The organism is Sinorhizobium fredii NGR234 (assembly GCF_000018545.1).
Taxonomy (GTDB): Bacteria; Pseudomonadota; Alphaproteobacteria; order Rhizobiales; family Rhizobiaceae; genus Sinorhizobium; species Sinorhizobium fredii_A.
This window is the reverse complement of sequence record NC_000914.2, coordinates 279,409-302,196: the sequence shown is the minus strand read 5'-3', so window position 1 is coordinate 302,196 and position 22,788 is coordinate 279,409. Positions and strand designations below refer to the sequence as shown.

General features: G+C 59.2%; 20 protein-coding genes and 4 pseudogenes. 12 read left to right on the top strand and 12 right to left on the bottom strand.

Translation table 11 applies throughout. The features are described from left to right. Positions 1 to 13 precede the first annotated feature (13 nt). From NGR_RS31060 to NGR_RS31045, 4 genes are all read right to left on the bottom strand, one after another. Entirely contained in the window at positions 14 to 1,084 is a 1,071-nt protein-coding gene (locus NGR_RS31060) for an NAD-dependent epimerase/dehydratase family protein (protein WP_010875257.1), read from the bottom strand. Positions 1,085 to 1,102: 18 nt separating this feature from the next. Continuing rightward, positions 1,103 to 2,572, bottom strand: a complete 1,470-nt coding sequence (locus NGR_RS31055) for a UbiA family prenyltransferase (RefSeq protein WP_240545230.1) — start codon at positions 2,570 to 2,572, stop codon at positions 1,103 to 1,105. A gap of 535 nt (positions 2,573 to 3,107) precedes the next feature. Then, positions 3,108 to 3,605: a Mov34/MPN/PAD-1 family protein gene (locus tag NGR_RS33900; protein ID WP_078070322.1), complete on the bottom strand. Its 498-nt coding sequence runs from the start codon at positions 3,603 to 3,605 to the stop codon at positions 3,108 to 3,110. Then, positions 3,602 to 5,383, bottom strand: coding sequence for a ThiF family adenylyltransferase (locus NGR_RS31045; protein ID WP_010875255.1), 1,782 nt, complete (start codon positions 5,381 to 5,383; stop codon positions 3,602 to 3,604). Before NGR_RS31045 ends, NGR_RS33900 begins: the two co-directional genes overlap by 4 nt. Before the next feature lie 288 nt (positions 5,384 to 5,671). Here NGR_RS31045 and NGR_RS31040 point away from each other — a divergent pair, with 288 nt between their 5' ends. Together NGR_RS31040 and NGR_RS31035 are read left to right on the top strand one after the other, a co-directional pair. Next, positions 5,672 to 6,061, top strand: coding sequence for an antitoxin Xre/MbcA/ParS toxin-binding domain-containing protein (locus NGR_RS31040; RefSeq protein WP_010875254.1), 390 nt, complete (start codon positions 5,672 to 5,674; stop codon positions 6,059 to 6,061). Positions 6,062 to 6,064: 3 nt separating this feature from the next. Continuing rightward, complete coding sequence (locus NGR_RS31035; RefSeq protein WP_010875253.1) at positions 6,065 to 6,757, top strand: RES family NAD+ phosphorylase; 693 nt, start codon at positions 6,065 to 6,067, stop codon at positions 6,755 to 6,757. 88 nt (positions 6,758 to 6,845) lie between these two features. Here NGR_RS31035 and NGR_RS31030 read toward each other — a convergent pair whose 3' ends face one another. The 3 genes and pseudogenes from NGR_RS31030 to NGR_RS31020 all read right to left on the bottom strand — a co-directional run. Continuing rightward, complete coding sequence (locus NGR_RS31030; RefSeq protein WP_010875252.1) at positions 6,846 to 7,490, bottom strand: NYN domain-containing protein; 645 nt, start codon at positions 7,488 to 7,490, stop codon at positions 6,846 to 6,848. 548 nt (positions 7,491 to 8,038) lie between these two features. Further along, complete coding sequence (locus NGR_RS31025; RefSeq protein WP_234818709.1) at positions 8,039 to 8,242, bottom strand: hypothetical protein; 204 nt, start codon at positions 8,240 to 8,242, stop codon at positions 8,039 to 8,041. A 310-nt stretch (positions 8,243 to 8,552) separates the two neighbouring features. Next, positions 8,553 to 9,022: pseudogene (locus NGR_RS31020) on the bottom strand (ATPase, T2SS/T4P/T4SS family); the annotation flags it as partial. 129 nt (positions 9,023 to 9,151) lie between these two features. Here NGR_RS31020 and istA point away from each other — a divergent pair. Then, positions 9,152 to 9,918 (top strand): annotated as a pseudogene (istA, locus tag NGR_RS31015) (IS21 family transposase); the annotation flags it as partial. A gap of 9 nt (positions 9,919 to 9,927) precedes the next feature. Here the strand turns inward: istA and NGR_RS31010 are convergent. From NGR_RS31010 to NGR_RS31000, 4 genes and pseudogenes are all read right to left on the bottom strand, one after another. Then, positions 9,928 to 12,000, bottom strand: a pseudogene (locus NGR_RS31010) (recombinase family protein). Then, entirely contained in the window at positions 11,990 to 12,256 is a 267-nt protein-coding gene (locus tag NGR_RS33435) for a transposase (RefSeq protein ID WP_010875250.1), read from the bottom strand. Before NGR_RS33435 ends, NGR_RS31010 begins: the two are co-directional and overlap by 11 nt. A 22-nt stretch (positions 12,257 to 12,278) precedes the next feature. After that, positions 12,279 to 12,728 carry a helix-turn-helix domain-containing protein gene (locus NGR_RS33430; protein WP_010875249.1) on the bottom strand — a complete coding sequence of 150 codons (450 nt, stop codon included), beginning with the start codon at positions 12,726 to 12,728 and terminating at the stop codon, positions 12,279 to 12,281. A gap of 181 nt (positions 12,729 to 12,909) precedes the next feature. Then, entirely contained in the window at positions 12,910 to 13,173 is a 264-nt protein-coding gene (locus NGR_RS31000; protein WP_088198184.1) for a DUF5372 family protein, read from the bottom strand. Between the two features lie 44 nt (positions 13,174 to 13,217). On the opposite strand from NGR_RS31000, the pseudogene NGR_RS30995 reads away from it, so the two are divergent. The 5 genes and pseudogenes from NGR_RS30995 to NGR_RS30975 form a co-directional block, all read left to right on the top strand. Continuing rightward, positions 13,218 to 13,535, top strand: a pseudogene (locus NGR_RS30995) (Mu transposase domain-containing protein); the annotation flags it as partial. Between the two features lie 425 nt (positions 13,536 to 13,960). Next, positions 13,961 to 15,256, top strand: a complete 1,296-nt coding sequence (locus tag NGR_RS30990; protein ID WP_010875247.1) for an extracellular solute-binding protein — start codon at positions 13,961 to 13,963, stop codon at positions 15,254 to 15,256. A 166-nt stretch (positions 15,257 to 15,422) separates the two neighbouring features. Further along, entirely contained in the window at positions 15,423 to 16,265 is an 843-nt protein-coding gene (locus tag NGR_RS30985) for a carbohydrate ABC transporter permease (RefSeq protein WP_240545229.1), read from the top strand. Positions 16,266 to 16,277: 12 nt separating this feature from the next. Then, complete coding sequence (locus tag NGR_RS30980; protein ID WP_010875245.1) at positions 16,278 to 17,111, top strand: carbohydrate ABC transporter permease; 834 nt, start codon at positions 16,278 to 16,280, stop codon at positions 17,109 to 17,111. A 44-nt stretch (positions 17,112 to 17,155) separates the two neighbouring features. Further along, positions 17,156 to 18,223, top strand: a complete 1,068-nt coding sequence (locus NGR_RS30975) for an ABC transporter ATP-binding protein (RefSeq protein WP_164924745.1) — start codon at positions 17,156 to 17,158, stop codon at positions 18,221 to 18,223. Positions 18,224 to 18,231: 8 nt separating this feature from the next. Here the strand turns inward: NGR_RS30975 and NGR_RS30970 are convergent, their stop codons facing one another. Then, positions 18,232 to 18,822 carry a phosphoenolpyruvate hydrolase family protein gene (locus tag NGR_RS30970; protein WP_010875243.1) on the bottom strand — a complete coding sequence of 197 codons (591 nt, stop codon included), beginning with the start codon at positions 18,820 to 18,822 and terminating at the stop codon, positions 18,232 to 18,234. A 130-nt stretch (positions 18,823 to 18,952) separates the two neighbouring features. On the opposite strand from NGR_RS30970, the gene NGR_RS30965 reads away from it, so the two are divergent. From NGR_RS30965 to NGR_RS30950, 4 genes are read left to right on the top strand one after another with little or no spacing between them, the layout of a single operon-like run. Next, positions 18,953 to 20,161: a Tm-1-like ATP-binding domain-containing protein gene (locus NGR_RS30965; RefSeq protein WP_010875242.1), complete on the top strand. Its 1,209-nt coding sequence runs from the start codon at positions 18,953 to 18,955 to the stop codon at positions 20,159 to 20,161. Continuing rightward, positions 20,151 to 21,008 carry a phosphoenolpyruvate hydrolase family protein gene (locus tag NGR_RS30960; protein WP_010875241.1) on the top strand — a complete coding sequence of 286 codons (858 nt, stop codon included), beginning with the start codon at positions 20,151 to 20,153 and terminating at the stop codon, positions 21,006 to 21,008. The genes NGR_RS30965 and NGR_RS30960 overlap by 11 nt, the downstream gene beginning before the upstream one ends. A 23-nt stretch (positions 21,009 to 21,031) precedes the next feature. Then, entirely contained in the window at positions 21,032 to 21,661 is a 630-nt protein-coding gene (locus tag NGR_RS30955) for a cupin domain-containing protein (protein ID WP_164924744.1), read from the top strand. Between the two features lie 44 nt (positions 21,662 to 21,705). Then, complete coding sequence (locus NGR_RS30950; protein WP_010875239.1) at positions 21,706 to 22,788, top strand: Gfo/Idh/MocA family protein; 1,083 nt, start codon at positions 21,706 to 21,708, stop codon at positions 22,786 to 22,788.

Sequence of the window (22,788 nt, the reverse complement as noted above, 5' to 3'; positions counted from 1 at the left end):
TCGGCAAGCTTGACTAGAATGACTGACCGTTTTTGACGCACCAATCGACCGAACGTTGCATGCCCTCGCGCAACGCAATTTTCGGGGCGTATCCGAGCACTTTTCTGGCTTTGGTGATATCGCAGGCAATTGTCTTGTTCATTTCCGACAGCACATGGATCTTCTGGTGATAGATCCCGGCATATTGGAGGGTAGCATCAAGTATCGTTGCGGCGCCGCCTACGATGTCCGGCAGACGGAAAGGGTTGGGCTTTACCGTCATGCCGAAATCTTCGTGCAGGACCATTCCAACGACTTCAATGATTTCGTTCATGGTGTAGGGCGTCTCGTCTGCAAGCCAGAAAATATCTCCCGCAGCCCGCTCGTGAACTGCGGCCAGAAGAATGCCCTGAGCCAGGTTGTCAGTGTAACCCATGGATCGGCGGTTCCGCCCTGATCCAATAATGGGAAACTTGCCTTCTTTGACCATCTTGAAAAAAAGCGTTTGCCTTGAAGGCTGATTGGGACCGTAAAACCAGGGCGCGCGCACGATGACAATCTCCATAGTGCTGCCAGCAGCCACTTCCGCACGCAGTGCCCGTTCCATCAGCATCTTGGAGCGGCCGTATCCCGCATGGGGATCATAGGGGCTTTCCTCCGTGAATCTGTGGTCCGAGTGAGGATTGAAGCCGACCGGCGAATTCGACGACATGACGACAGCGCGCCGCACACCTGCCTTTTGCGCTGCAGTAACGAGGTTGATCGTGCCCTGTGTGTTGATTGCTTCAAACTGGGCAACATTTTTGGGATGAATGATACCTGCCATGTGAATGAGAACGGCGCCTTCGGCGCCGGCGACGAACGCGCGGACGGACTGCATCTCCCGAAGGTCACCTGTCGCGATTTCCATGCCCTGTTTGCGCAACTCAGATATGTCTTCTCCCTTAGGCACGAGGGCCCTTACCCGGAAGCTTCCGTTTGCGAGAAGTCCTGCATCCGGCAGGCCCGTCGTCAACGCGGCCGCCACCCGCCCGCCCAACCAGCCGGCAGCTCCAGTTAGGAGTACGAGCGGCGCATTCAAAGTTATAGGGGTTATCTCTTGCATATTGGCATTTGCTTAATTTCACATGGCCATCACGAACGCCGACGCGATGAGGGCGCCGATAAACCAGCTGGTCTTGTCGTTGAGCGCGAAGACAATAGGGTCGTCGTGCAATTCCATACGATGACTGAGGAGCCAGATCCTTTGCAGCCAAATGGAAACGCCGAGCGGCGCAACATAAAGCCATGCTGGATTATGATATAGGTGCGTCACTCTGGGCTCGAGTGCGAGGAAAAGCAGCATGATGACGATCGAGGCCGAAGCGGACGCAAGGCCATGGCCCAAGGTTAGCGGCCAGTCGCCAGGCAAGTATCCGCGCCCTTCGATGGTGTCCTTGCGATTTGAGCACGCGCGCATTGCTTCCACATGACGCTTTGCCAGAGCCAGCGAAATGAAGAACATTACTGAAAACGAAAAAAGCCAAGGGGAGAATGCCAGGCCGTTCAGCACCTGACCCATGACAATCCTTAAGGTGAATAACGCCCCAATAACTGTCACATCGAGTAACGCAACACGCTTCAGGCGGAATGAATAGGCCAGTGTCAGCGCGAGATAGACAGAAGCAACCAGCGCGAATTGATGGTCCAAAAGGAGGGCCGTCCCAATGCCTGTAGCAAGCATAACCAGACACGCCAGAAAGCCGTTCATGACACTGATTCGGCCTGCAGCGATTGCCCGGAAGCGTTTGGTCGCATGCGCCCGGTCCGCCTCCAGATCAGCCAGATCGTTGATAATATAGGTTGCCGAAACAATCAGGCCGAAAGCGAGAAAACCGAACGTCGTTTTCAGTACAGCATGGAAGTCGTCCGCAATGCGGCCGAGAAACAGAGGCACGAAGATCAGCACATTTTTCGACCACTGGTGTATCCTGAGTTCAGAAAGCCAATCCTTCACCGGATGACTTTTTTCAGGACTGAGCGTCCTAACCTCGACGCCAGCCTCACGGAGTTTGCTTTCGAACTTTACTCCGTCGCCAACCAGAACGGCTCCGGAAGCCGCCTCCCAGATCGGCAGGTCGGCGGCACTGTCGCCTGCATAGATGAATCCCTCGGGAAAGCTCTCCTGAAGCCATTGCAGTTTGCGCCGGCTCTTGAGGTTCAGTGAGCCACTACTCCCCTTGGCACCGTCGAAACCGCCGAGATGAGAAATGATATCATCTGCTATGCTCTGATCAGCTGCCGTAACGAGATAGGTTTCACGCCCGGCAGATCTCGCGCGGCGTATCAGGTCAAGCATCTGTTCACGGTAGGGAAGCGCCTGCGGCTCAACCGAACGGACTTTCGCCAGAGCTTCCTTCAGGGCCGGGCGCCCCTTAAACCAGTTTGGAATCGTGCGAAGCAACTGCTGCGGGGAATGGAAGAAGGCATCAAACAGGTTCTCGTGAAGACTGTCTGATTTTATCAGTGTGCCATCCAGGTCACAAATCAAAGGCAACTTACGATCAAAGCAGTCCAGATCAAGCACCTTCATTTCATTTCGCCGCTGTTTCATCAGTAGCATCCTCCAGCCGGACGCCCCGAAACAGGTCCAAAGTACGGCGGGCGCATTTTCGGGAGGTGGTGAGCCTGGCACGCGCGTTCTGGTATATGAGCTGACGAGGACATCTGCTTTTTGCCTCTCTCAAACGACCGCTAAGCTATCCATCCCCACCGGGGTCGGTATCTCCAGACGCATGCGACAGAGGAGCATCAAATGTTGTGCCAGCTTGCACAAACTTATGGGAAGAGACTTTCTGTATATTGTTCAATGACGTGCATGCGTGGCGCCTGATCTCAGCTGGCGAGCGCTGTGTCGCGGACACGACAGAATGGACAGCAGGTGTCTCTTGTTTGACGTTTACAGGAACCGGCGCCATAGAGTGATCAGTGAGCGGGACGAGGGAGCTTGGATAACCGCGGCATTCCGCTGTCCGCCAGCAGTCGCTGCACAAGTCGGTACCCAGGCGGCCAGCTTCTACAACGACGCCGAACGCAAGGCGGGTAGGGCGCGCGGCTTGTCATCTGAGCGGGAGAACCGAGGATGCTCGTCACTCGGCTGAAAGAGGAGCTCGCGGCCATTCAGAAGGCACGGCAAAGTACTGAATTGGCTGACACTCCGCGACGGAACGGCGCAAGAGTCGCGGCCGCAACTGCATCCAACCTCCGAATGTCCAATTCGCATTCCGGCCAGCTGCGATCACCATTATAGGGTGGCGAACTCGTCGCGAAATGCGTCTGAGTGTGGATCGATCTTCGGAACTCATTGCGGCGACCCCAGCCGGATGGGAATGCCAATCCCCAAGATAGTCGAGGTCGCCCGCGGTGTTCCTGAATGCTTCGTCTATCTGCTCGACCTGCCATGAGTGGTCCGGAATGAAAGTATGGCGACCATGCAGCGCTTTCGGGCCAGCACCTACAATATCAACGACAACCCGATCTTCGCCATCTCTCCAACCGAGGAGAACACCGCCGGTCTCGAGCGGAAAGAATATGTTGGCCTGTTCGATTATTACTTGAGCTGCGTCGCGCCCCAACCAAATTGTCATCCCTGTGACGCTCCGCAGCTGCAGCTCGAATGTGGTGCGATCGTCTCGGCTTTCCACCGCGGGAGAATGCGGCGGCCATTTTCGGTCAGATCAAGAATGGAAAGCTGCCAGTCACCCGAATCGTACACGTCCGGGGCGAGCAGTCCGATCGTGCTGCGTACAACTTCCATCGACACTTCCTGCAGGTCAAAGGCGCCTCCGGTGAACGTTGGCGCGTTGCAGCCGGTCGGAACTATCGTGCCCGAGCTGTCAATAGTTGGGAGCGGGAGCGTCTTGCCGGACCAATGCTGCTGCAAGCAGACATAACAACCCGGGGCTCCCGGTTTGAATCTCGCCACAACGCCTCCGGCCGCGCCTTCGGTTGCGTGGCCGAGTACGTACCGCTTTCCTATGCTACGGCACATGTAGGCCAAGGCGCCCTGACACTCGGTCGAGGCCGAAGTGTCTACCACAATGTCGGCGTCCTCGATCAATGCTCGAAGCCAACGCATGGGATTCCCCTCGAGTTTGCGGACGTCGTCCACATTCGAGATTGCTGAGCCCACTTTAGCGTGTCCACGCCCGACATTTGTCCAAGGGTAGTTGTGATAGAGGAAATCGTGCAGCGCGGTTGTCTTTGGCAGGCCCCACACCGAACGACCCAGCGCCCATCTGACCGTGTTGCCAGGCTCGACGAGATCGAAATCGATGATCGTCAGCTGACCGACGCCTGAGCGCGCAAGCTCGACTGCAGCGAAACTGCCGATGGCGCCGCACCCTACGAGAACAACCTTTTTGCTTTTCAAAGCACTCGCGACAGGCAGTCGCGAGAGCATATCGCTCGACAGACGGTATCCGCGCACCAAGGAAACCTGTCGCCGGCGGCTGCCAGGCACGCGCCGACTGACGAGAAAGAACCAACCGTTGCCCTTGTTATCAGGGCCGTAGGAAAGCTCCTCCTGAAAAACCACGGCGGTAATCGATAGATCGTCGTCGGCAATTGATCCGAGCTTCTTCAGGTGAGCGGGGAAGAGGGCCGATTGTCGCTCTATCGCCTTCTCGGCCGCCGCCAAAATCTCCTCCGGGGCCTCGGGGAATGGCGGCTCCAGGCGTATCCAGCGCCCGATGACGTTTTTCCATGGGCCGGCCCGTTTCGGGAGATCGAAGGGCTTCGCCATCCAGGTGCCGCTCAATGGCTCCACTTTGCTCAGAATGGCTTGAAACGGTGGAGACCTTCCTCGCTCCAGGCGGTCCTGGAGCAGGAAAACTGCGGTTCCGAGGGGGGCATTTGGAACGGTCTGCTGCCCATCAAAAAAGACCGCCGAATACTCCTCGGCAACATGCATATGATATGGCGTTACAGGGTCGGGAGCTTGTTCTTCGAGGCTGGCTGCCTCACTCCACTGCTCGTTCCGCCGCAGTGTCATGACTTGCAGGACCTGCGATAACCGCTCGGCTATGAAGTCCGCGACCATTTGATGGGGGTACCACTGGGCAGAGTCCTGCGTCAGCAGGCACAAATCCCTCGTAAAGGGATTCTGATGCCGCTCGAGTTGCAGTTCAGGCGCGGATATCGAGGGTCGGCAGAACGGATGCAGCGGCGAGTAGCCGACATTAAGTCGGATGGACCCGGCACTGTCCATCGGCCAAAGGACCTCGAGGATCAAGGTGCCGTCCTGTTGGATTAACGGCCGGTGAGAGGCGCCGTGCCCCTCATAGGCCGCCAACTCCCGGGCATACAAGCCAGGATAGGCCTGCCACCAATTGTCCTGATCCGAGCCGCGCTTAAGAACGTTCACCTCCGTCAGCCGACCGGCCGGTGGGACGGGGGGTGAGAGGGCACTGGCGGGCCATCGGGGCGACCCGGAGTATGGCTGGGCGGCCCCTTCGGGACGTCGGGGTGTTCAGGATGACCTTCCCGGCCCGGCTTATTCGTATTCGACATGAGTATCTCCTTACAATACAGGCCTCCGTTCTTGACGGAGTCCAATTCCGGATTAAAATTCTGGATGAGTCCAGATATGGATTATATAAGAATGGACTCATTCGTTGTTCAAGTACACACTTGGACTTAGGAGCAGATTTTTATGACAGAACCAGTTCGAGGGTCATCTCCAAGCAGCGATTCTGCTCGAGTCCCTGCAGAACTCGAAGCGTTCTTCCGCATTGCCGACCGGTGGCGTCTGTCTGCCGACGATCAGATCAAGCTGTTGGGATCTCCAGGTCGGTCGACGTTCTTCAAGTGGAAGAAGGCGGGCGGCACGTTGCCCGCCGACACGGTTGAGCGCCTGTCGCACATTCTCAGCATTTGGAAGGCACTGCGAATTCTCTTTACCATAGAGGAGCGCGCCGACGATTGGATTCGCCGACCCAACGATTTCTTCGATGGAGCAAGTGCACTCGACACCATGCTGCAGGGGAGGGTTGTCGATATCTACAGAGTGCGCCAGTACCTCGATGCTCAGCGTGGCGGGTGACAAATGGATGAGGTCGCCATCAAGGACGAGTTTTATCGGCTAATTCCGTCACGGTTCCCGCCAGTCGCGGTGTACGAGGGATTGGTCAGCGAGGACAAGATCGAGGCACTTGTCGAAATAGAGAACAAGACGAATCCGCGTCTCCAGTCGGAGGGCCGGCTGCTATCCGCTCATACCGATCCGAGGGCGCCGAGGCTGCAGAACTGGAACCTGGCTCCCTTCAAGTACCTGAACCCGGAGGGAATCCGCTTTTTCGACGGTAGTCGCCCGGCACTGGAATTGGCAGACGATCGTCAGACCGCGCTCGCTATGTCTGTCGAGCGTCGTCAGGCCTTCTTGTCGCGAACCAAGGAAGCGCCAATCGGCCTCGATATGCGATTGCTCAAGACACCGGTGAGCGGGCGGTTCATCGATTTTCGAAAGTATCCGATCGATCTATCGTGCGAGGAACGCTGGAGATTGGGAGGTTCGGTGCCCGAAGGCGCGGACGGCGTGATTTATCATCCGCCGGAGCGGCCCTCAGCCATTTGCATTGCGGTACTCCGAGGCGACGTTCTTGGCCGAACGATTCAGACGGTCCATTACCGCTACGTTTGGAATGGTACCCGAATATCCCTCCTTTATGCCTTTGATGATGCAGGCAACGAAATTCGCCCAGAGGTATTGGGTGGCGCGGATGATGCATTCGCCGTGTGAGCATTAAATCTAGCAAAACACACCTACATTCCGCTTAAAATCGATTTCGCCTTCTGCTTATTCACAGTGATATTCTCAGCAGGCAACTCTACCCTTCTCGTCGCTTTGTGACCTCCTCTCGAAACCGGGAACGGAGTACTCTCATCTCGGCCTTCTCTAAACGCCTGCTGATCTTCTCAGCCGTCTGGGCCAGGAGCCTGCCGTCGAATTCGGGGGGAACTCCCCTGTTGTCCTTCCAGAAGATTTTAATTGCCTGAAGGTCGGCCTCTTGGAGATCTGCGACGAAAGAGCACGCGGCAGCAATGATAAGTCCATTATCATCATCGGCAGTTTCTGCGGCGGGTACCGCCGCTTTGGCGGGCGATGCCGCTATAGCGGTCATTGCAGGCTGGTGAACGGACCGCAGCGACAGAAACTTTTCGACGGTGAGCTTGTCCCATTCAGAGGTGGTGTCGGCTTCCTGTCTGAGGGTCGGCGACTGCGATCCTCGCGCCGGATGAATGCCCAGCAAATGAACCCGAACCCCATAGTTCTGAGCAATCTGCACGCCGACTCGGACATCTTCATCGCCAGACAGCAGCACCACCTCAGAGATAGCCCTTTGCCGTGCCAACTCTATCAAGTCAGTCACGATAAGCGAATCCACGCCCTTTTGCTGCCCCTGCCCATTAATGAACCCGAGGCGCAACTTGATGTCATCCATGTCGGCGATGGCAGTCTGATCAGCGCTCATCGCTGCACCTGGTCTTATTCCATCGTACTAGTAAATGCGCATCAGTGACCCAGTAGGGGCTTTCGTGGAACAGAACGCCTTCAGTTCCTCAATGACTGACCTCGCCGAGAGTGACAACTTCGCCCTAGCCACTTTGTTACCGGTGAGTGCAGTGCTCCCCTGCGGGAACAGATAGCCCGCGTCGACGAAAATAGCAGAGCGCCCCAAGATCCCCCAACCCTAAAAGTAGCAAGGGCTCCCGCGGGAGCCCTTTGTATGCCGGCGCAACCATAATATCTAATCGGTCACGCCGGAGTAATTTATGTATGCGCCACGCATGCGCACAAGTCAATACGAAACGATAAACGCTGCAGGAAATGGACGCTAATGAGACGCAACGCACGCCAATCAGACCTAATCGCGCTCAATTAGATATTCTGCATATACGCAGCTGCAACAAGTTACTACGGATATAATGCCGCGGGCGCTGCAACGCAAGAGGCCGAAGCAGCCTGCATCGCGCAAAATCAATGGCTATCGACGGACAGGCGCCGCACCGACCAGTCCGCTTAATTTCCGGCGCCGGCCGAAGGCATCCCCGTCAGACTGCGGAAAATGTCGACCCAGAATGCGAAATCGTCTGCTCGCCCGTCGGTCCAGGCCTCAAGACCGCAATGCGCCACGGCAGTCGCTGCCTCGTCGCCGAACAGGTCAATCGCGGCTTCCATCATGCTTTCCGGGTCCGAAGGTTCTGGCCAGATCGCCTTCATCATAGTCATACACCTAATCGCTGCTTCTCGGGCGTGAGGATACTACGCGCATTTGAGCGTTGCGCAAACGATCGTTTATACACGCGTTGCACAGGCCGCAGAAAACGCAATGAAATCAGCTGCCTAGAGCCGCGTATCCGGGCAGGATTGCATAAGCATGCTCCATTACGCAACGGGGTATGATGGGCGAGAAGACCGGATATGCAAGGGTTTCCACCCTCGAACAGAACCTCGATATGGAACAGCGCGCTCTCAAAGCGGCGGCAATGGTCACGTCCGCTGCGCCCCTGGTCGCCCCTCGACGGGATCAGGTGAACAGCATTATCCGATTTGCGCGCAGATGCCCTATCAACTCGCGATCGATGTCGCTTGAGGCCGCCGACGGCCACAGAGACCTTAACGAGCGAACCGTTGTCGCGATACTCCTCGAGCGTGAAGTTATTGACCACCTGCTTGCGGATCGAGATCGAGCCACCTTCGGGTGCCGCGCGGCGGCAAGACGATCTGGATACGCTCGCCGGTCGGAAGCGCGGCGCTGAGGATCGGTTTCGAGCGGCTGATGAACTGGTTCGTCGCGGCCGCAACACGCTCGCCGACGTTCTGGATTTCATCACCCATCAGGGCGACGATTAGATGATGCTCCATGTAATCGGCGCCAAACCGTTCCACATATACATCGCCCGGTTTGTTGACGGCGATTTCCACCACCCTCGGATCGTCGATAAATTCCCTGATCGGTTCAAGTGCGGATTCCGACGTGAAGCCGGCCGCATTCCGATCAATATCCGGCCACCGTTCCGATTTGAAGCCGGCCACGATTCCAATCAATTACCGGCCGGTTTTCGGCTCTAACGATACCCCCTGGGTCAGCAACTTTGGCCATCAAGCCTCCGGGTACACGAGGAGATATTGATGCCGGCGAAGAGAAGGCTGACCATGAGACAATTACGACAAATGCTCCGGCTTGGCGGAAGCGGAAAAGCAGCCGCGAGATTGCGGTGATGCTTGGTGTTGCGCGCAGCACCGTGCAGGATAACCTGAAGCGGGCGGCGTTGGCGGGCCTGACCTGGCCACTGCCTGGCGAACTGACCGACGAGGCGCTCGAGCATCGGCTGTTCGCCCGCGCCGGGGTCAAGCAGGGCCAACGGCGACGCCAAGAGCCTGATTGGGCCGAGCTCTCCATCGAACTGAAGAAGCCGGGCGTGACGCTTCTTATGCTCTGGGAGGAATATCGCAGCGTCCATCCCGACGGATACTGCTACAGCCGCTTCTGCGAACTGTTCCGCGGCTTCGAGCAGCGCTTGTCGCCGACGATGCGCCAGGAGCACGCCGCTGGCGACAAGGCCTTCGTGGACTATTCCGGCAAGGGGGTGCCAATCGTCGATCGCAAGACCGGCGAGGTTCGCGAGGCGGAACTGTTCGTCGGCGTGCTCGGCGCGTCGAGCTATACGTTCGCCGAGGCGACCTTGACCCAGACGCTCCCGGATTGGATCGGCTCGCACGTGCGCATGTTCGCCTTCTTCGGTGGCGTGCCCCGGCTGATCGTGCCGGACAACCTGAAGTCCGGCGTCAACCGGGCCAACTTCCACGATCCCGAGATCAACCGCAGCTACGGCATGATGGCGTCCCACTACGGCGTCGGCGTCCTACCGGCCCGGCCGCGCCGCCCGCAGGCCAAGGAGCAGACATCACGATGCACCTTGTTGGAATTGTTGAGCGTCAATTAACCTAGGTTTGCGGCTACCATAGCGACCGCCTACGCCTTTTGCGAGTCTAACGTTAGCCGGTGGCTCATACAGGTAGCGGTGGTTGGTAGCGTAGCGATGGCGCTTTAGAACACCCTCGCGTCCGAGTTGGTGTACGGTTGTGGCACTTACGCCAAATCGACGAGCCACTTCCTCGCCAGTTAGCATGCCACTCTCGCGCAACCGTTCGAACCGGGTCTTCAGCCCATAGGCTCGGCGAACGAGCATGACTTTCTTCAACGTAAAAGCCTCACCGCGCCAGTTACGATGCCCGAGTGCGTTGAGACGACTGGCAATCTGCTGGTCGTTGTCGGTCTCCAGAAGTTTGTTGATCAGTGCCACAACCGCTTCCGGGGTCTTGCGGATCACGGCCATGGGCCGGGGACGAGCTACTGCCAGGCTTTGCGTGCGACCTCCGCAATGTTGATCTGCTCGTCGACCAGCAGTGTCACGTCTTCGATGAGGAGGCCAAGCATGCGTTTACGCTCGACCGCGCTGGTGCGCTCGTTGTTCCAGATGCGCGGAAAATCTGCGGCCAGCGCTCGGATCCGTTCCTGCATAGCGCCGTCCAGCAATGACTGGTCTGTCTCGTTCTGACGGTCATGTTCGCGCTGAAGCGTATCGAGGTCGCGTAGCTTGCCATTCCAATCCGCTTCGAGTGCGTCGGCAACCAAGCGGTTGTCGGGATCGACCTTCAGATAGCGGCGGCGTGCGAGTTCAGCCTCATACCGGGCGCGCTGTAACTGCTTGTCGCGCAGCGAGGCAGCTTGTTCGACACGTTGTGAGATCTCCTCCTGCACCGCAAGCGCGACCTCTATCGCCGTCGGTGCCATTTGCTTCGAGCAGCAACGCGCTGACCGCTTCATCGATCGCTGGTCCTCTTGCCCATTGGCAAGCCTTGCCCGCGTGGCGCACGACGGCCTCGTTGCAGATGTAATAGGGACGAAGCTTGCCCTCGAACTGTTCATAATGGACCCGCATGCGGGCGCCGCAGCGACCGCACAAAACTCTTCCTTGCAATAAGCCGTTGCCCTGACGAGGCATACGACCCCGCAGGCCCGGAGAAAAACCGACTGCATTTTGTTCGAGACTTGTTTGATTGCGTTCGAACTCGTCCCACGAGATGTAGCCTTCATGGGCCTGAGGGATGAGCACCTGCCAGTCGGACCTCGGCATCTTCTGCTGTACGGACTTAAGCTTGGCATTGTAGATCGTGCGTGTGCGTCCGTATGCGAAAGCACCAGCGTATCGTGGATTGTGCAAAATCTGGATCACGCGAGAATGGTCGATCTGGCTCCACAGGACGTCGCCCTTGCCGATGCCGCGACGGATACGACGGGGAAACAGGATCTTCTCGCTGCGCAGGCGGCGCACGACCGCACAGGCTGAGCCCACCTCCCGGAAGGTATCGAACAGCATGCGCACCGTGTCCTGGATCTGGCGATCCGGATCGAGCACCACGCGCATATCAGGCGTGTAGACCAGTCCGATCGGCAACGGTAACTCGAGCTCGCCACGACGCGCCTTGTTGAGAATGCCGCCTTGCAGTCGAGACTTCAGGATGTGGAGTTCGGCCTCACTCATCGTGCCCTTCAGGCCGAGCAGCATACGATCGTTGAACGACGCGGCGTCGTAAACGCCATCTTCGTCCATGATGAGCGTGCGCGACATGGCGGCCAGTTCCAGAAGGCGATGCCAGTCAGCATTGTTGCGAGCCAGGCGAGATACCTCCAGCCCCAGCACGATCCCTGCGTGCCCCATCGCGACCTCCGTCACCAAGCGCTGAAATCCATCGCGGTCCTGCGACTGTGCGCCGGAAAGGCCGAGGTCGTTGTCGATGACGTGGACGCGCTCAATCGGCCACCCCAGAGCCACCGCGCGGTCCCGTAATGCATATTGTCGCTTCGTGCTCTCGGTGTTCTCGAACACCTGACGAAGGGAGGATTGGCGGACGTAGAGAAATGCATCGCGCCGCAGGTGATCGGCGCTAATCTTCATGGCATTATCAGTAGACATGGCTTCCTGTCTCTGCTGCCAGCACCATATTGGCGAGCATGTGCACGAGCTGGCGGTCGTGCGCGACCATTGAAGTTGTCTTGAACCGAGGCGCTGACTGCTGTCGCGCTATTGCGGATTGATGTGGTGCGATCAGCACTGCCAGGCCGCGCCACAGTCCGTGAAAGACGATGGCGCCCATGCGCCTCGCGCAAGCCGTGCCGCAAATAACATCGGCGCGGAGCGCTTCGTAAACATCCTTGCCGTTCTCTGACATGGCGATTGCGTGGGTCGGCTCTTCATCGTTTTTTTTTCCGCGCCACCGCGCGTTCGATGCTGCGAGGATGGACGCTGATGCCCAGTCTCGAATGCACCAGGTCCGCCAGAGAACGGGCCTGCAGTTGGCCGTTCGCGTCGAGATGCTCCTCGACGAGACGCATGACCTCGCCAGTAAGCTTGTGGGCTGACTTCGGCCCACGGGTGCGCGGCAAGAGGCCGGACATGCCATCGCGCTCGAACGCGGCCTCCGCTTGATAGTAGGTCTGCCGAGAAAGCCCAAAAAGCGCGGCCGCATCCGCTTTGTTGGTGCCGTCTTCGCGGGCGTGCCGAAGCATCTCATACTTCACTTGCACGAGATCGAGCGGATCAAAGAAACCTGCTTCCCGGAACCAGGGGGCGCGGACGCTCTCGGGCTTGGGGTTCAGAGCGCCCATCTGGCGCAGGCGATCGGGCTTGCTTTCTTTGGTCATGGGAGCCTCCTTGTGTAAGATAAATTATGCCGCACTTGGCTCGCACGTCAATTAAATTATATCGCTAATATCGCCGATACGCATGCATCACAGGGCTTCACTCCTTGCTTTGATGATCAAAGACATCGTACGCCCGGCATAATTAGCCTTACATGTGCGGCGTAGTTTACTTGACGCTTCGTCACTCTTCCTGACGGCGCTTAATGCGATCGATCAACGACGCCAGCGCCGACAGATCGTCTGGGCGGGAGAAGGACCGACCTGCAGCAACCTGACTGAACAAGTCGGCCTCATTAACATCGGTCCACGAGGCCGGCAGCGAACGCAACCGTCCTTGAGCGTCGTAAAACATGACGCGGTCTTCGCCCCAGTTCTGTTTGCGTGTCGACAGCACGAAGCGCTGTCCGCGCCAAGGATGGAACGGGTGTGTGACCTCGAACTCTATGCGGGCTTGAGTGTCAGTACGAACTGCAGTCCTGGACTTGAAAGAAGGCGAAGCTCGAGAACGCCGTGCGCTTTGCCCAGAGCTGCATTCTCGGACGCCTCCGCAAGCAGACCTTCTTCTCGCTCGCCGAGGCTAATGCCGCGATCGCCGAGGCGCTCGCGCGCATCAACGATCATGTCATGCGCCGGCTCGGCGTCAGCCGCCGGCACCTCTTCGAGACGGTCGAACGCCCGGCACTCGCAAGCCTGCCCGCCGAAGACTACGAGTTCGCCGAATGGCGCTTGGCGCGGGTCTCGACGGATTACCATGTCGAGTGCAAGAGCTTCTTCTATTCCGTCCCGCATGCCCTCATCCGCCAGCAAAAAGGCGCTGAAAAGTGATGCGATAAGCGCCCTTTACGAAGGATGATCGATCAGCCGTTTCAATGTCGTCAAGATCGAAGAGACGCTGACGATCGAAAAGTTTTTCCCAGCTACGCCGCACACGAGCGCTCCTATGTTCGGATCCGTTGCTCCCCGTTGCTATTCCGCGCAACCCATTTCGCGCGCCCACTCGATAAGTGTTCGGCTCTCGCGGATGAATGCGCATCTCAGACGCTCGCCTTCTACTCCGCCTGCCTTGTCCTTGGTGATTGAACTTCCTCAAAGGGCCTGACCGTTACCCAATATTACTCAATCGTAGGGCTCATCGGCGTTGAATGCGTCATGGGGGTGCCGTAAGCCATCATACATGGAGCGAGAGGAGAAGGCGGTCGAGGGGGCCGCAGATGCTTCAGCAAGGAGGAGATATGAAACGTCGTACATTCACCGCTGGGCTGGCGGCTTTGCCGTTCCTCGGCTCCAGCCTCACCCGCGCATTCGCGCAAGATGCTGCCGCCTCGCTCCCGAAAACCTATTCGGGGCAGAAGATCCGAGCGCTGGCCTCGACCGGTGCTGCCTTCGAAGCGATGGCTACGGTCAGCCGAGACTTCACCGAGGCGACCGGCATCGCCGTCGAATACGTCAACCTGTCCTATAACGAGCAGTACCAGAAGCTGATCCTCGATCTAACCAGCGGTGCGGCGTCTTTCGACGTCTTCAACTTCGCCTATCAGTGGAAATTCGAGATCGAGCCGTATTGCGCCGATCTTGCGAATATTCCGAAGGAAATTCAGGGTGCGCCAGATCTCGCGCTTGACGACTATCCGCAACGAGCACTCGAAATCTACGGCCGTGCCAACAACAAGCTCATCGGTCTGCCGACACTCGGCGATGTGACGCTGTTCGTCTGGAACAAGGAGGCCTACAAGGCCGCGGGGTTGGATCCTGACGCCGCACCGAAGACCTGGGACGAAGTCGTCGAGCGCGGCGCCAAGCTCGTCAGCAACGGCCAATTCGGCTACGCCATGCCGGCGGGCAAGGGCATTCAAACGACCGTGACCTGGATCATGGTGTTCAAGTCGATGGGCGGCGAATATTTCGATGCGTCCGGCGCCCCGACCTTTGCCAGCGAAGCCGGCGTCAAGACGATGAAATTCCTGGTCGAGAAGCTGGCGGCGGTCAGCCCTCCCGGCAATCTTGCCTGGGATTTCCCGGAGATGTTCAACAGCCTGTCGACCGGTCAGTCGGGGCAGTCGATGATGTGGCCCGGAGCTTTCGGCGATCTGCTCAACCCGAAGAGGTCCCAGGTCCACGACAAAATCGGGTGGTCGCCGATGCCGCAAGCTTCACTGTTGGGTGGCTGGTCGATGGGCGTCAACGATGCCTCTCGGTCAAAGGATGCCGCCAAGCTTTACGTGGCATGGCTCACATCTCCCGACATCGTTCGCCGCATGGGTCTTATTGGCGGGGCTCCGGCACGCATCTCGGCGCTAAAGGATCCGGAGTTGATCAAGCAGGCTCCGAACCGACCGGCTGTGCTTGCCGGTCTGCAGGGCGACGTCGCCGAATATCCGCCGATCAAGGAAGCGGAGCAGGTCCACATCATGATCTATGATGAGGTGAATGCGGCGGTGGCGAAGATCAAGACGCCGGAACAGGCGGCCAGCGATCTTCAGGGCAAGGTTGAGTCTTTCATGCGGCGCCGCGGCTATCTCAAAACCTGAGGTCGCGCTCCGTGGGGGGCAGGCGTTCCTCCCCGTCTGCCCCCCCTTTACAACGGCAAATCTGCAAGTAGTTTACCTGATGACAATCTCTCAAACAGTTCCACGGGGCGCAGTGGCGGTTCGCCGGCGTCGCCGCATCCGCATCAGCACTGTGGTGTGGTTCACGATGCCTGCTGCGGCAATCATGTTGCTGGTGCTCGGCGTCCCGCTGGTCTACTCGTTCTACTACAGCCTCACTGGCTGGTCTCTCGTCGTTCCCGGCAGCGATCAGGACTTCATCGGCCTTCTCAATTATACCGATGTCTTGAGGAGCAGCGAGTTCTGGGCGGCGATCCGCGTGACGCTGATCTATGCCGTGGTCGCGGTCTCGCTGGAATGCGCGCTCGGCATCCTCTTCGCCGTGCTTTTGAACCTAGAATTCTTCGGCCGCGGCCTCTTTCGCTCGCTGATGCTGATCCCGATGGTGATCACCCCGGCGGTCGTCGGCATCTTCTGGAAGCTGCTCTATGAGCAGGATTCCGGCGTCTTCAACTATCTGCTTGGAACCCTCGGCTTCGAGCCGGTACCGTGGCTGAGCCTCACCGTGGCGCTCGCCTCCGTCATCATCGTGGACGTGTGGCAGTCGACGCCGTTCTTCACGCTGATCATTCTGGCGGGGCTGCAGTCCCTCGACCGCGACACGGTGAGCGCCGCGCAGGCGGACGGCGCCAATGCGCTCCAGGTCTTCCGCTACCTGACGCTGCCGCATCTCGTCCCCTATATCATGATTGCCGCGGCATTTCGCATTATCGGCGTCATGGCCGACTTCGACAAGATCTTCCTGTTGACGCTCGGTGGGCCGGGCAATGTCACGACGACGCTCAGCGTCTACGCCTACAACACCGGTTTCAAGGTCTTCGATATCGGCAGAACCACGGCGATCTCGTGGATCTATGTCGTCTTCGTTCTCGCGATCAGCGCGCCCCTGATCTGGCGCCTGTTCCGCGGCGCAAGCGTCAACCGCCACTAGGGGAGGTGAGGCATGGCTATTTCATCCAACACCAGCCGCACCACCCGCAAGCTGCTCTGGACCCTCTTCTGGTGCGTGCTCGCCTTCGTCTATCTGTTTCCATACACCTGGATGGTGCTGACCGGCTTTCGTCATGGCGTCGACACGATCTCGATGCCGCCACGCTTCATCTTCGAGCCGACGCTCGCCGGCTTCAAGCACCTGTTCGAGGTGACCGGGTTTCAGAAATACATCATCAACAGTGCGGTGGTGACGATTGTCAGCGTCGTGCTGGTGATCGCAGTCTCCGCGCCGGCGGCTTACGCGCTTGCGCATGTCACCAAGCGGGGCGGTACTCTCCTGGTGGCGATCCTGGTCGCCCGCATCATTCCCGGCATTGCGATCGGCGTGCCGGTCTACCTGCTGGCGACGCGCCTCCACCAGCTCGATACCTATCAGGCGCTGATCATCATCAATGTGGCCGTCAACATTCCCTTCGCGATCTGGCTGATGCGCAGCTTCTTCATGGAGGTGCATCCGACGCTCCGCGAGGCGGCGATTTCGGACGGTTGCAGCGAATGGCAGGTCTTCACAAAGATCATGATGCCGCTGGTGCTTGGCGGGATGCTGGCGACCGCCGTGTTCGTGTTCATCGCGGTGTGGAACGAATTTCTATTTGCTCTCATCCTGACCACCTCCGTTAGCCCGACGGCACCTTTGGCGATGCTCGGCTTTAGAACCCAGTACGGCGTGCAGTGGGACGCTGTCGGTGCTGCGGCGTTCCTGGTGTCGACGCCGGTCATCGCCTTCGCCTTCATAATGCAGCGCTACCTGGTGCAAGGCCTGACCATGGGCTCCGTCAAGTGACAGGCATGGTTGGTACAATTCTTCGCAGAAAGGCCGAGCAGAATATGACTGATGTAACTATCCGCAATGTCACCAAGCGCTATGGCGCTCTGACCGTCATCCCTCAGCTTTCGTTCAGGATCGAGGACGGGGAGTTTGTCGTGCTGGTCGGACCGTCTGGCTGCGGCAAGTCCACGCTTCTGCGCATGCTGGCGGGACTGGAGGAGATCTCCGGCGGCGACCTCCTGATGGGAGCCGACGTAATCAATGATCGCCCCGCCAAGGAGCGGGACATGGCGATCGTCTTCCAGAACTATGCGCTATACCCGCACATGACAGTCGCGGAAAACATGGGCTTTGCGCTGAAACTGCGCAAACGCCCGCGGGCCGAGATCGATGAACGCGTCGACAAGGCGGCGGCGATCCTCGGGCTCGGCAAGTTGCTGGATCGTTATCCGCGCGCGCTTTCCGGTGGCCAGCGACAGCGCGTCGCCATGGGCCGTGCGATCGTGCGCGACCCGCAGGTCTTCCTGTTCGACGAGCCGCTGTCCAATCTCGATGCCAAGCTAAGGGTGCAGATGCGGGCCGAGATCAAGGCGCTTCACCAAAGGCTGAAGATAACTACCGTCTACGTGACGCACGACCAAATAGAAGCCATGACCATGGCTGACAAGATCGTAGTCATGAACGAGGGACGGGTGGAGCAGATGGGCACGCCGCTCGAACTTTACGACCGCCCGGCCAATATCTTCGTCGCTGGCTTTATCGGATCGCCGTCGATGAACTTCCTGCCGGCGACGGTCGCTGCGACGAACGGCCCTCTTCTGAAGACGCCGGAAGGCGTGGCGCTGCCAATCGATGGTGGTCCGACGCTTACCGGACGCTCGGAGGTGACCTATGGCATTCGTCCGGAGCACCTGCAGCTCGGCGAGACCGGTATTCCTGCAGAGGTCGTGGTCGTCGAGCCGACGGGTTCCGAAACACAGCTCTATGTCACGGTCGGAGGGCGCGAAGTCGTCGCTGTCCTGAGGGACCGGGTCGACGTGCGGCCGGGCGAAAAAATCTGGCTAACACCAAGGAAGGGCTGCGCCCACCTCTTCGACCCGAACACCGGCGCACGGATCGCGGGCTGATTGCCCGCTCACGTCCCGCCGACCGCGTCTGGAAGTCGAAACAGCCCGAGGGAGGTCTCATGCGCAAGCTCCGAGAACTCGGCGAGCATGGCGTCGTTGGCATGCCGTGCCGCGATCAGTCCGCTGACGCCGATCGCGACGGCTTCCTGCGCCATGCCGAAACTGTCGACGACGGCGAGCGTGCTGAAGCCCTTGGCGATCGCGGTCCGCAAGAGATTCATCTCGGCGGTCACGCCGTAGCCGAAGTCCTCGAGGCTGGCGCGCATTTCTCCGTCGATCGCTGTCACGCTCGGAAAGTTGACCACTCTGTGGCAGCCGGCGGTCTCGAGGGCTTTGAGGATGTCGACGTGGCGGCGGAAAGGATCAAGGGCGAACACGCCCGCAAAAACCTGGCTCTCGCTCAAAACGCCCTTCCGGAGCTCGGACAAGAGACGTTCGTTGGCGTCATGGATCGGGAGCAGCACCAGGCTGTCATAGGCGCTGCCACCCAATCCCTCGCAGGACGGGCAACAAAGCGTCACGGATTGTAGATGATCGCCGGGAAGGGCGGCGAGATCCGTCACGATCGGAATGGAGGGAAGTGTTGAGGGAGAGTGCATTGTGTACCCGAGAAACGTTTACCCAATTCTACCCAAATCGGCGGCCTCAGCCAATTGATTTGCTGTGGCGCGCCACTACCGTTTCTTTGAGGCGAGGAAAGCCCGCTGAGGAAGGGCCGGGAGGAGAAAGATGAATACAGTTTATGTGGTCGGGACCTGCGATACCAAGGGCGGCGAACTGCGCTATCTCCGCGATCTTATCCGGCAAGCAGGGTGTGACGCTGTCCTGGTCGACGTTTCCGTCTCGGAGTTCCACAGCCAAGCTGCGGATGTCGACGTTCAGCCGTCGGAGGTCGCGCGCTTCCATCCGAACCCGCCGAAGCCCGAGGATCTCAAGGACCGCGGCAAGGCTGTCGCCGCCATGGCGCAAGCCCTGGTGGAATTTATCCGGTCACGACCGGACGTCGACGGCATCATTGGTGCCGGCGGTACCGGCGGTACGGCGCTGATCGCTCCTGCCCTGCGGGCGCTGCCGATCGGCACCCCGAAGGTGCTCGTTTCCACCGTCGCCTCAGGCAATGTCGCCCCCTATGTCGGGCCGACCGATATCAGCATGATGTACTCGGTCACGGACGTCTCCGGGCTTAACCGCATCTCTCGGGTGGTCCTCGCCAACGCCGCCCATTCCGTAGCCGGCATGGTCCTCAACAAGGTTAGCGCCGCCAAGGACGAGAGGCCGGCCATCGGCCTGACGATGTTCGGTGTCACGACCCCTTGCGTCCAGGCGGTCACCCGTGCGTTGGAGGCAGACTTCGACTGCTTGGTGTTTCATGCCACCGGAACCGGCGGCCAGTCCTTCGAGAAGCTCGCCGATTCCGCCCTGCTTGTCGGCGGGATTGATGTCTCCACGACGGAGGTCTGCGACTATCTGGTCGGCGGCGTCTTCCCCTGTACGGCCGATCGCTTCGGTGCCTTCGCCCGGACCAGACTGCCCTATGTCGGCTCCTGCGGTGCGCTCGACATGGTCAATTTCGGGGCGATGGACACAGTGCCCAGCCGATTTCGCTCGCGCCGTCTGCATGTCCACAATCCCCAGGTCACGCTGATGCGCACGACCCCTGAGGAGTGCAACAGGATTGGCGAATGGATCGCGGAACGGCTGAACCTCTGTGAGGGGACGGTCCGCTTCCTGATCCCGGAGCTCGGTGTCTCGGCGATCGATGCGCCCGGTCAGCCCTTCCACGATCCTGAAGCAGATAGCGCGCTCTTCGCAGCGCTCGAGCGCACCCTTCGCCGGACGACCAAGCGGCAACTCATCCGCGTTCCCCTTCACATCAATGATCCGCAATTTGCGGAACTCCTTGTCACCAACTTCAAAGAGGCCCTTCGTGAGCACTGATACTCTTGTCAAGCGTCCCACTCGTTCTGAGTTGATCGACCGTTTCCATAGTAAGATCCGCGCCGGCGAGCCGATCATCGGCGGCGGCGCCGGCACGGGCCTTTCGGCCAAGAGCGAGGAAGCCGGCGATATCGATCTGATCGTGATCTACAATTCCGGCCGCTATCGGATGGCCGGCCGCGGCTCGCTCGCCGGGCTTCTCGCCTACGGCAACGCCAACCAGATCGTCGTCGACATGGCGAGCGAGGTTCTGCCGGTCGTCAAGCACACGCCGGTGCTTGCCGGTGTCAACGGCACGGATCCGTTCGTCGTCATGCCGACCTTCCTGCGCGAACTGAAGGAGATTGGCTTTGCCGGCGTGCAGAACTTCCCGACGGTTGGTCTTATCGACGGGCTTTTCCGTCAGAACCTCGAAGAGACCGGCATGAGCTATGCCCAAGAGGTCGCGATGATCGCTGAGGCGCACAACCTCGATCTCCTGACGACGCCTTACGTGTTCGGCCCGGATGATGCCGTGGCGATGGCGAAGGCCGGTGCCGATATTCTCGTCTGCCATATGGGGCTGACGACCGGTGGAGCGATTGGCGCGCAATCAGGCAAAACGATGGAGGACTGCGTCGCCCTCATCAACCAGTGCATCAAGGCGGCGCGGGAAATTCGCGACGACATCATCATCCTTTGCCATGGCGGCCCGATTGCCAATCCTGAGGACGCGCGCTTCATTCTCGGCGCCTGCCCCGGTTGCCACGGTTTCTATGGCGCCAGCAGCATGGAGCGGCTGCCGACCGAAGAGGCGATCAAGTCGCAGACGCTCGCCTTCAAAGCGATCCGTCGCAAGCCGGCCTGACCGTGAGAAGGGAAAGCAAGCAGATGACCATCTTTCGAAGTGGAGACCAGCCGCCGGGTTGGTGCGAACTCACCGACTTCGAGTTCGTTGACTTGACCGATCAACCCTTGCCGATTCCGCTTGCCGCCGAAAAGCAACGTCTGCTCGTCACGAGCGGATCGTGCTGCGTGAGGAGCGCCGAGGGAGCGCAGGTTCTGAGTGAAGGCCAGTTCCTCGACATGGATGGGGCCAATGGTCCCTTCACCGCGGATGCCGGAGAAGGGGCCGCACAAGTGCTCGTTTTTTATGGCAGATGGGGCAACGAACTCGGCGGATGCGGGGTGTTCAAGCTCGGCCCCGACACCCCGGTTCCGGTCAGGGGGGATCCGGTTAATTATCCCAAGTCGACGAACTTCGATTCGCATTATCACGACTGCGACGAATACTGGGTAATTATCGAGGGGGCGGGGACGGTCGTCGTCGGCTCACGCAGCTTCGAGGTTGAGGTCGGCGATTGCGTCGCCATCGGCATGGGGCACCATCATGATCTTTCCGAAGTGTGGTCCGACGTGAAGGGCGCATATTTCGAGACGACGCTCGAAGGCAGGAAGCGCTTTGGTCATCTTTGGGAGCACACGCATGGGCCTGCCGATGTCCGTCCCGAGCGGGTTTGATCCGTCGCGTGCGCCAAGTCCTGCCTACCTGGAGGTGAACATCAATGACGTATAAGGTCCTGCATATCGGCGCCGGCGGTTTCGGAGAGCGTTGGTGCGACACGTTCCTGCCGCAGAACGTGGCGGACGGGACGATCGAGGTGGTCGGCCTCGTGGACATCGATGCCAAAGCGCTCGATATCGGCCGCAAGCATCTCGGCTTGAAGGCCGAACAGTGTTTCACCGCGGCCGCACAAGCCTTCCAGATGGTGGATGCCGACTTTTGCACCATCGTCATTCCGCCAGCTCTGCACGAGGGGATCGTCGACCTCGCCCTTGCGCGCGGCATGCACATCCTGTCCGAGAAGCCGATCGCCGACACCATGGAGGCCTCCGTCCGTATCGCTGAGAAAGTGAGGAAGTCCGGCTTAAACATGGGCGTGACGATGAGCCACCGGTTCGATCAGGACAAGTCGACGCTGAGGGCGCTCGTCGGTGCCGACGCCATCGGCCGTGTCAATACGGTATCGTGTCGGTTTGCCGGAGACTTCCGCCTCTATGATTCCTGGGGGCGCTTTCGCCACGAAATGATGCATCCGATGCTTATCGAGGGCGCTGTCCATCACTTGGATATCATGGCCGATCTCGCCGGCGCACCCTGCACGTCGATCTATGCCCGCACGTGGAAGCCGGAATGGGCAGATTACAAAGGCGACACAGATGCCATAGTCTTGATGGACTTTGCGAACGGCGCTCATGGGGTCTATGAAGGGTCTTCGGCACAAGCCACGGGTCTTAACGATTGGGCTTTCGAATATGTTCGGGTGGAGGGGGAAAGCGGCACGGCTATCCTCGACCATCGTGAGATCGAGGTATTTCACCGTTACCCGATGCGGCTTCGACAAGCGAGCCGGCAAGGAAAAGGTCAGCAAGTGTCGCTGCTACCCGGCAGGAAGTGGCAGAATGCCCTGTTGATCGAGCAATTTTGTCAATGGCTCGACAGCGGCCCGCCGATGGCAACCAACGTTTGGGAAAATCTGCAGTCTGTTGCGCTCGTATTCTCAGCGATCGAAAGCGTCCGGCTGGGTCAACCGGTGAAAGTGCAGGAATTCCTCCAGTCCTACCGAGTGGGGGCTTCGATCGAGTAA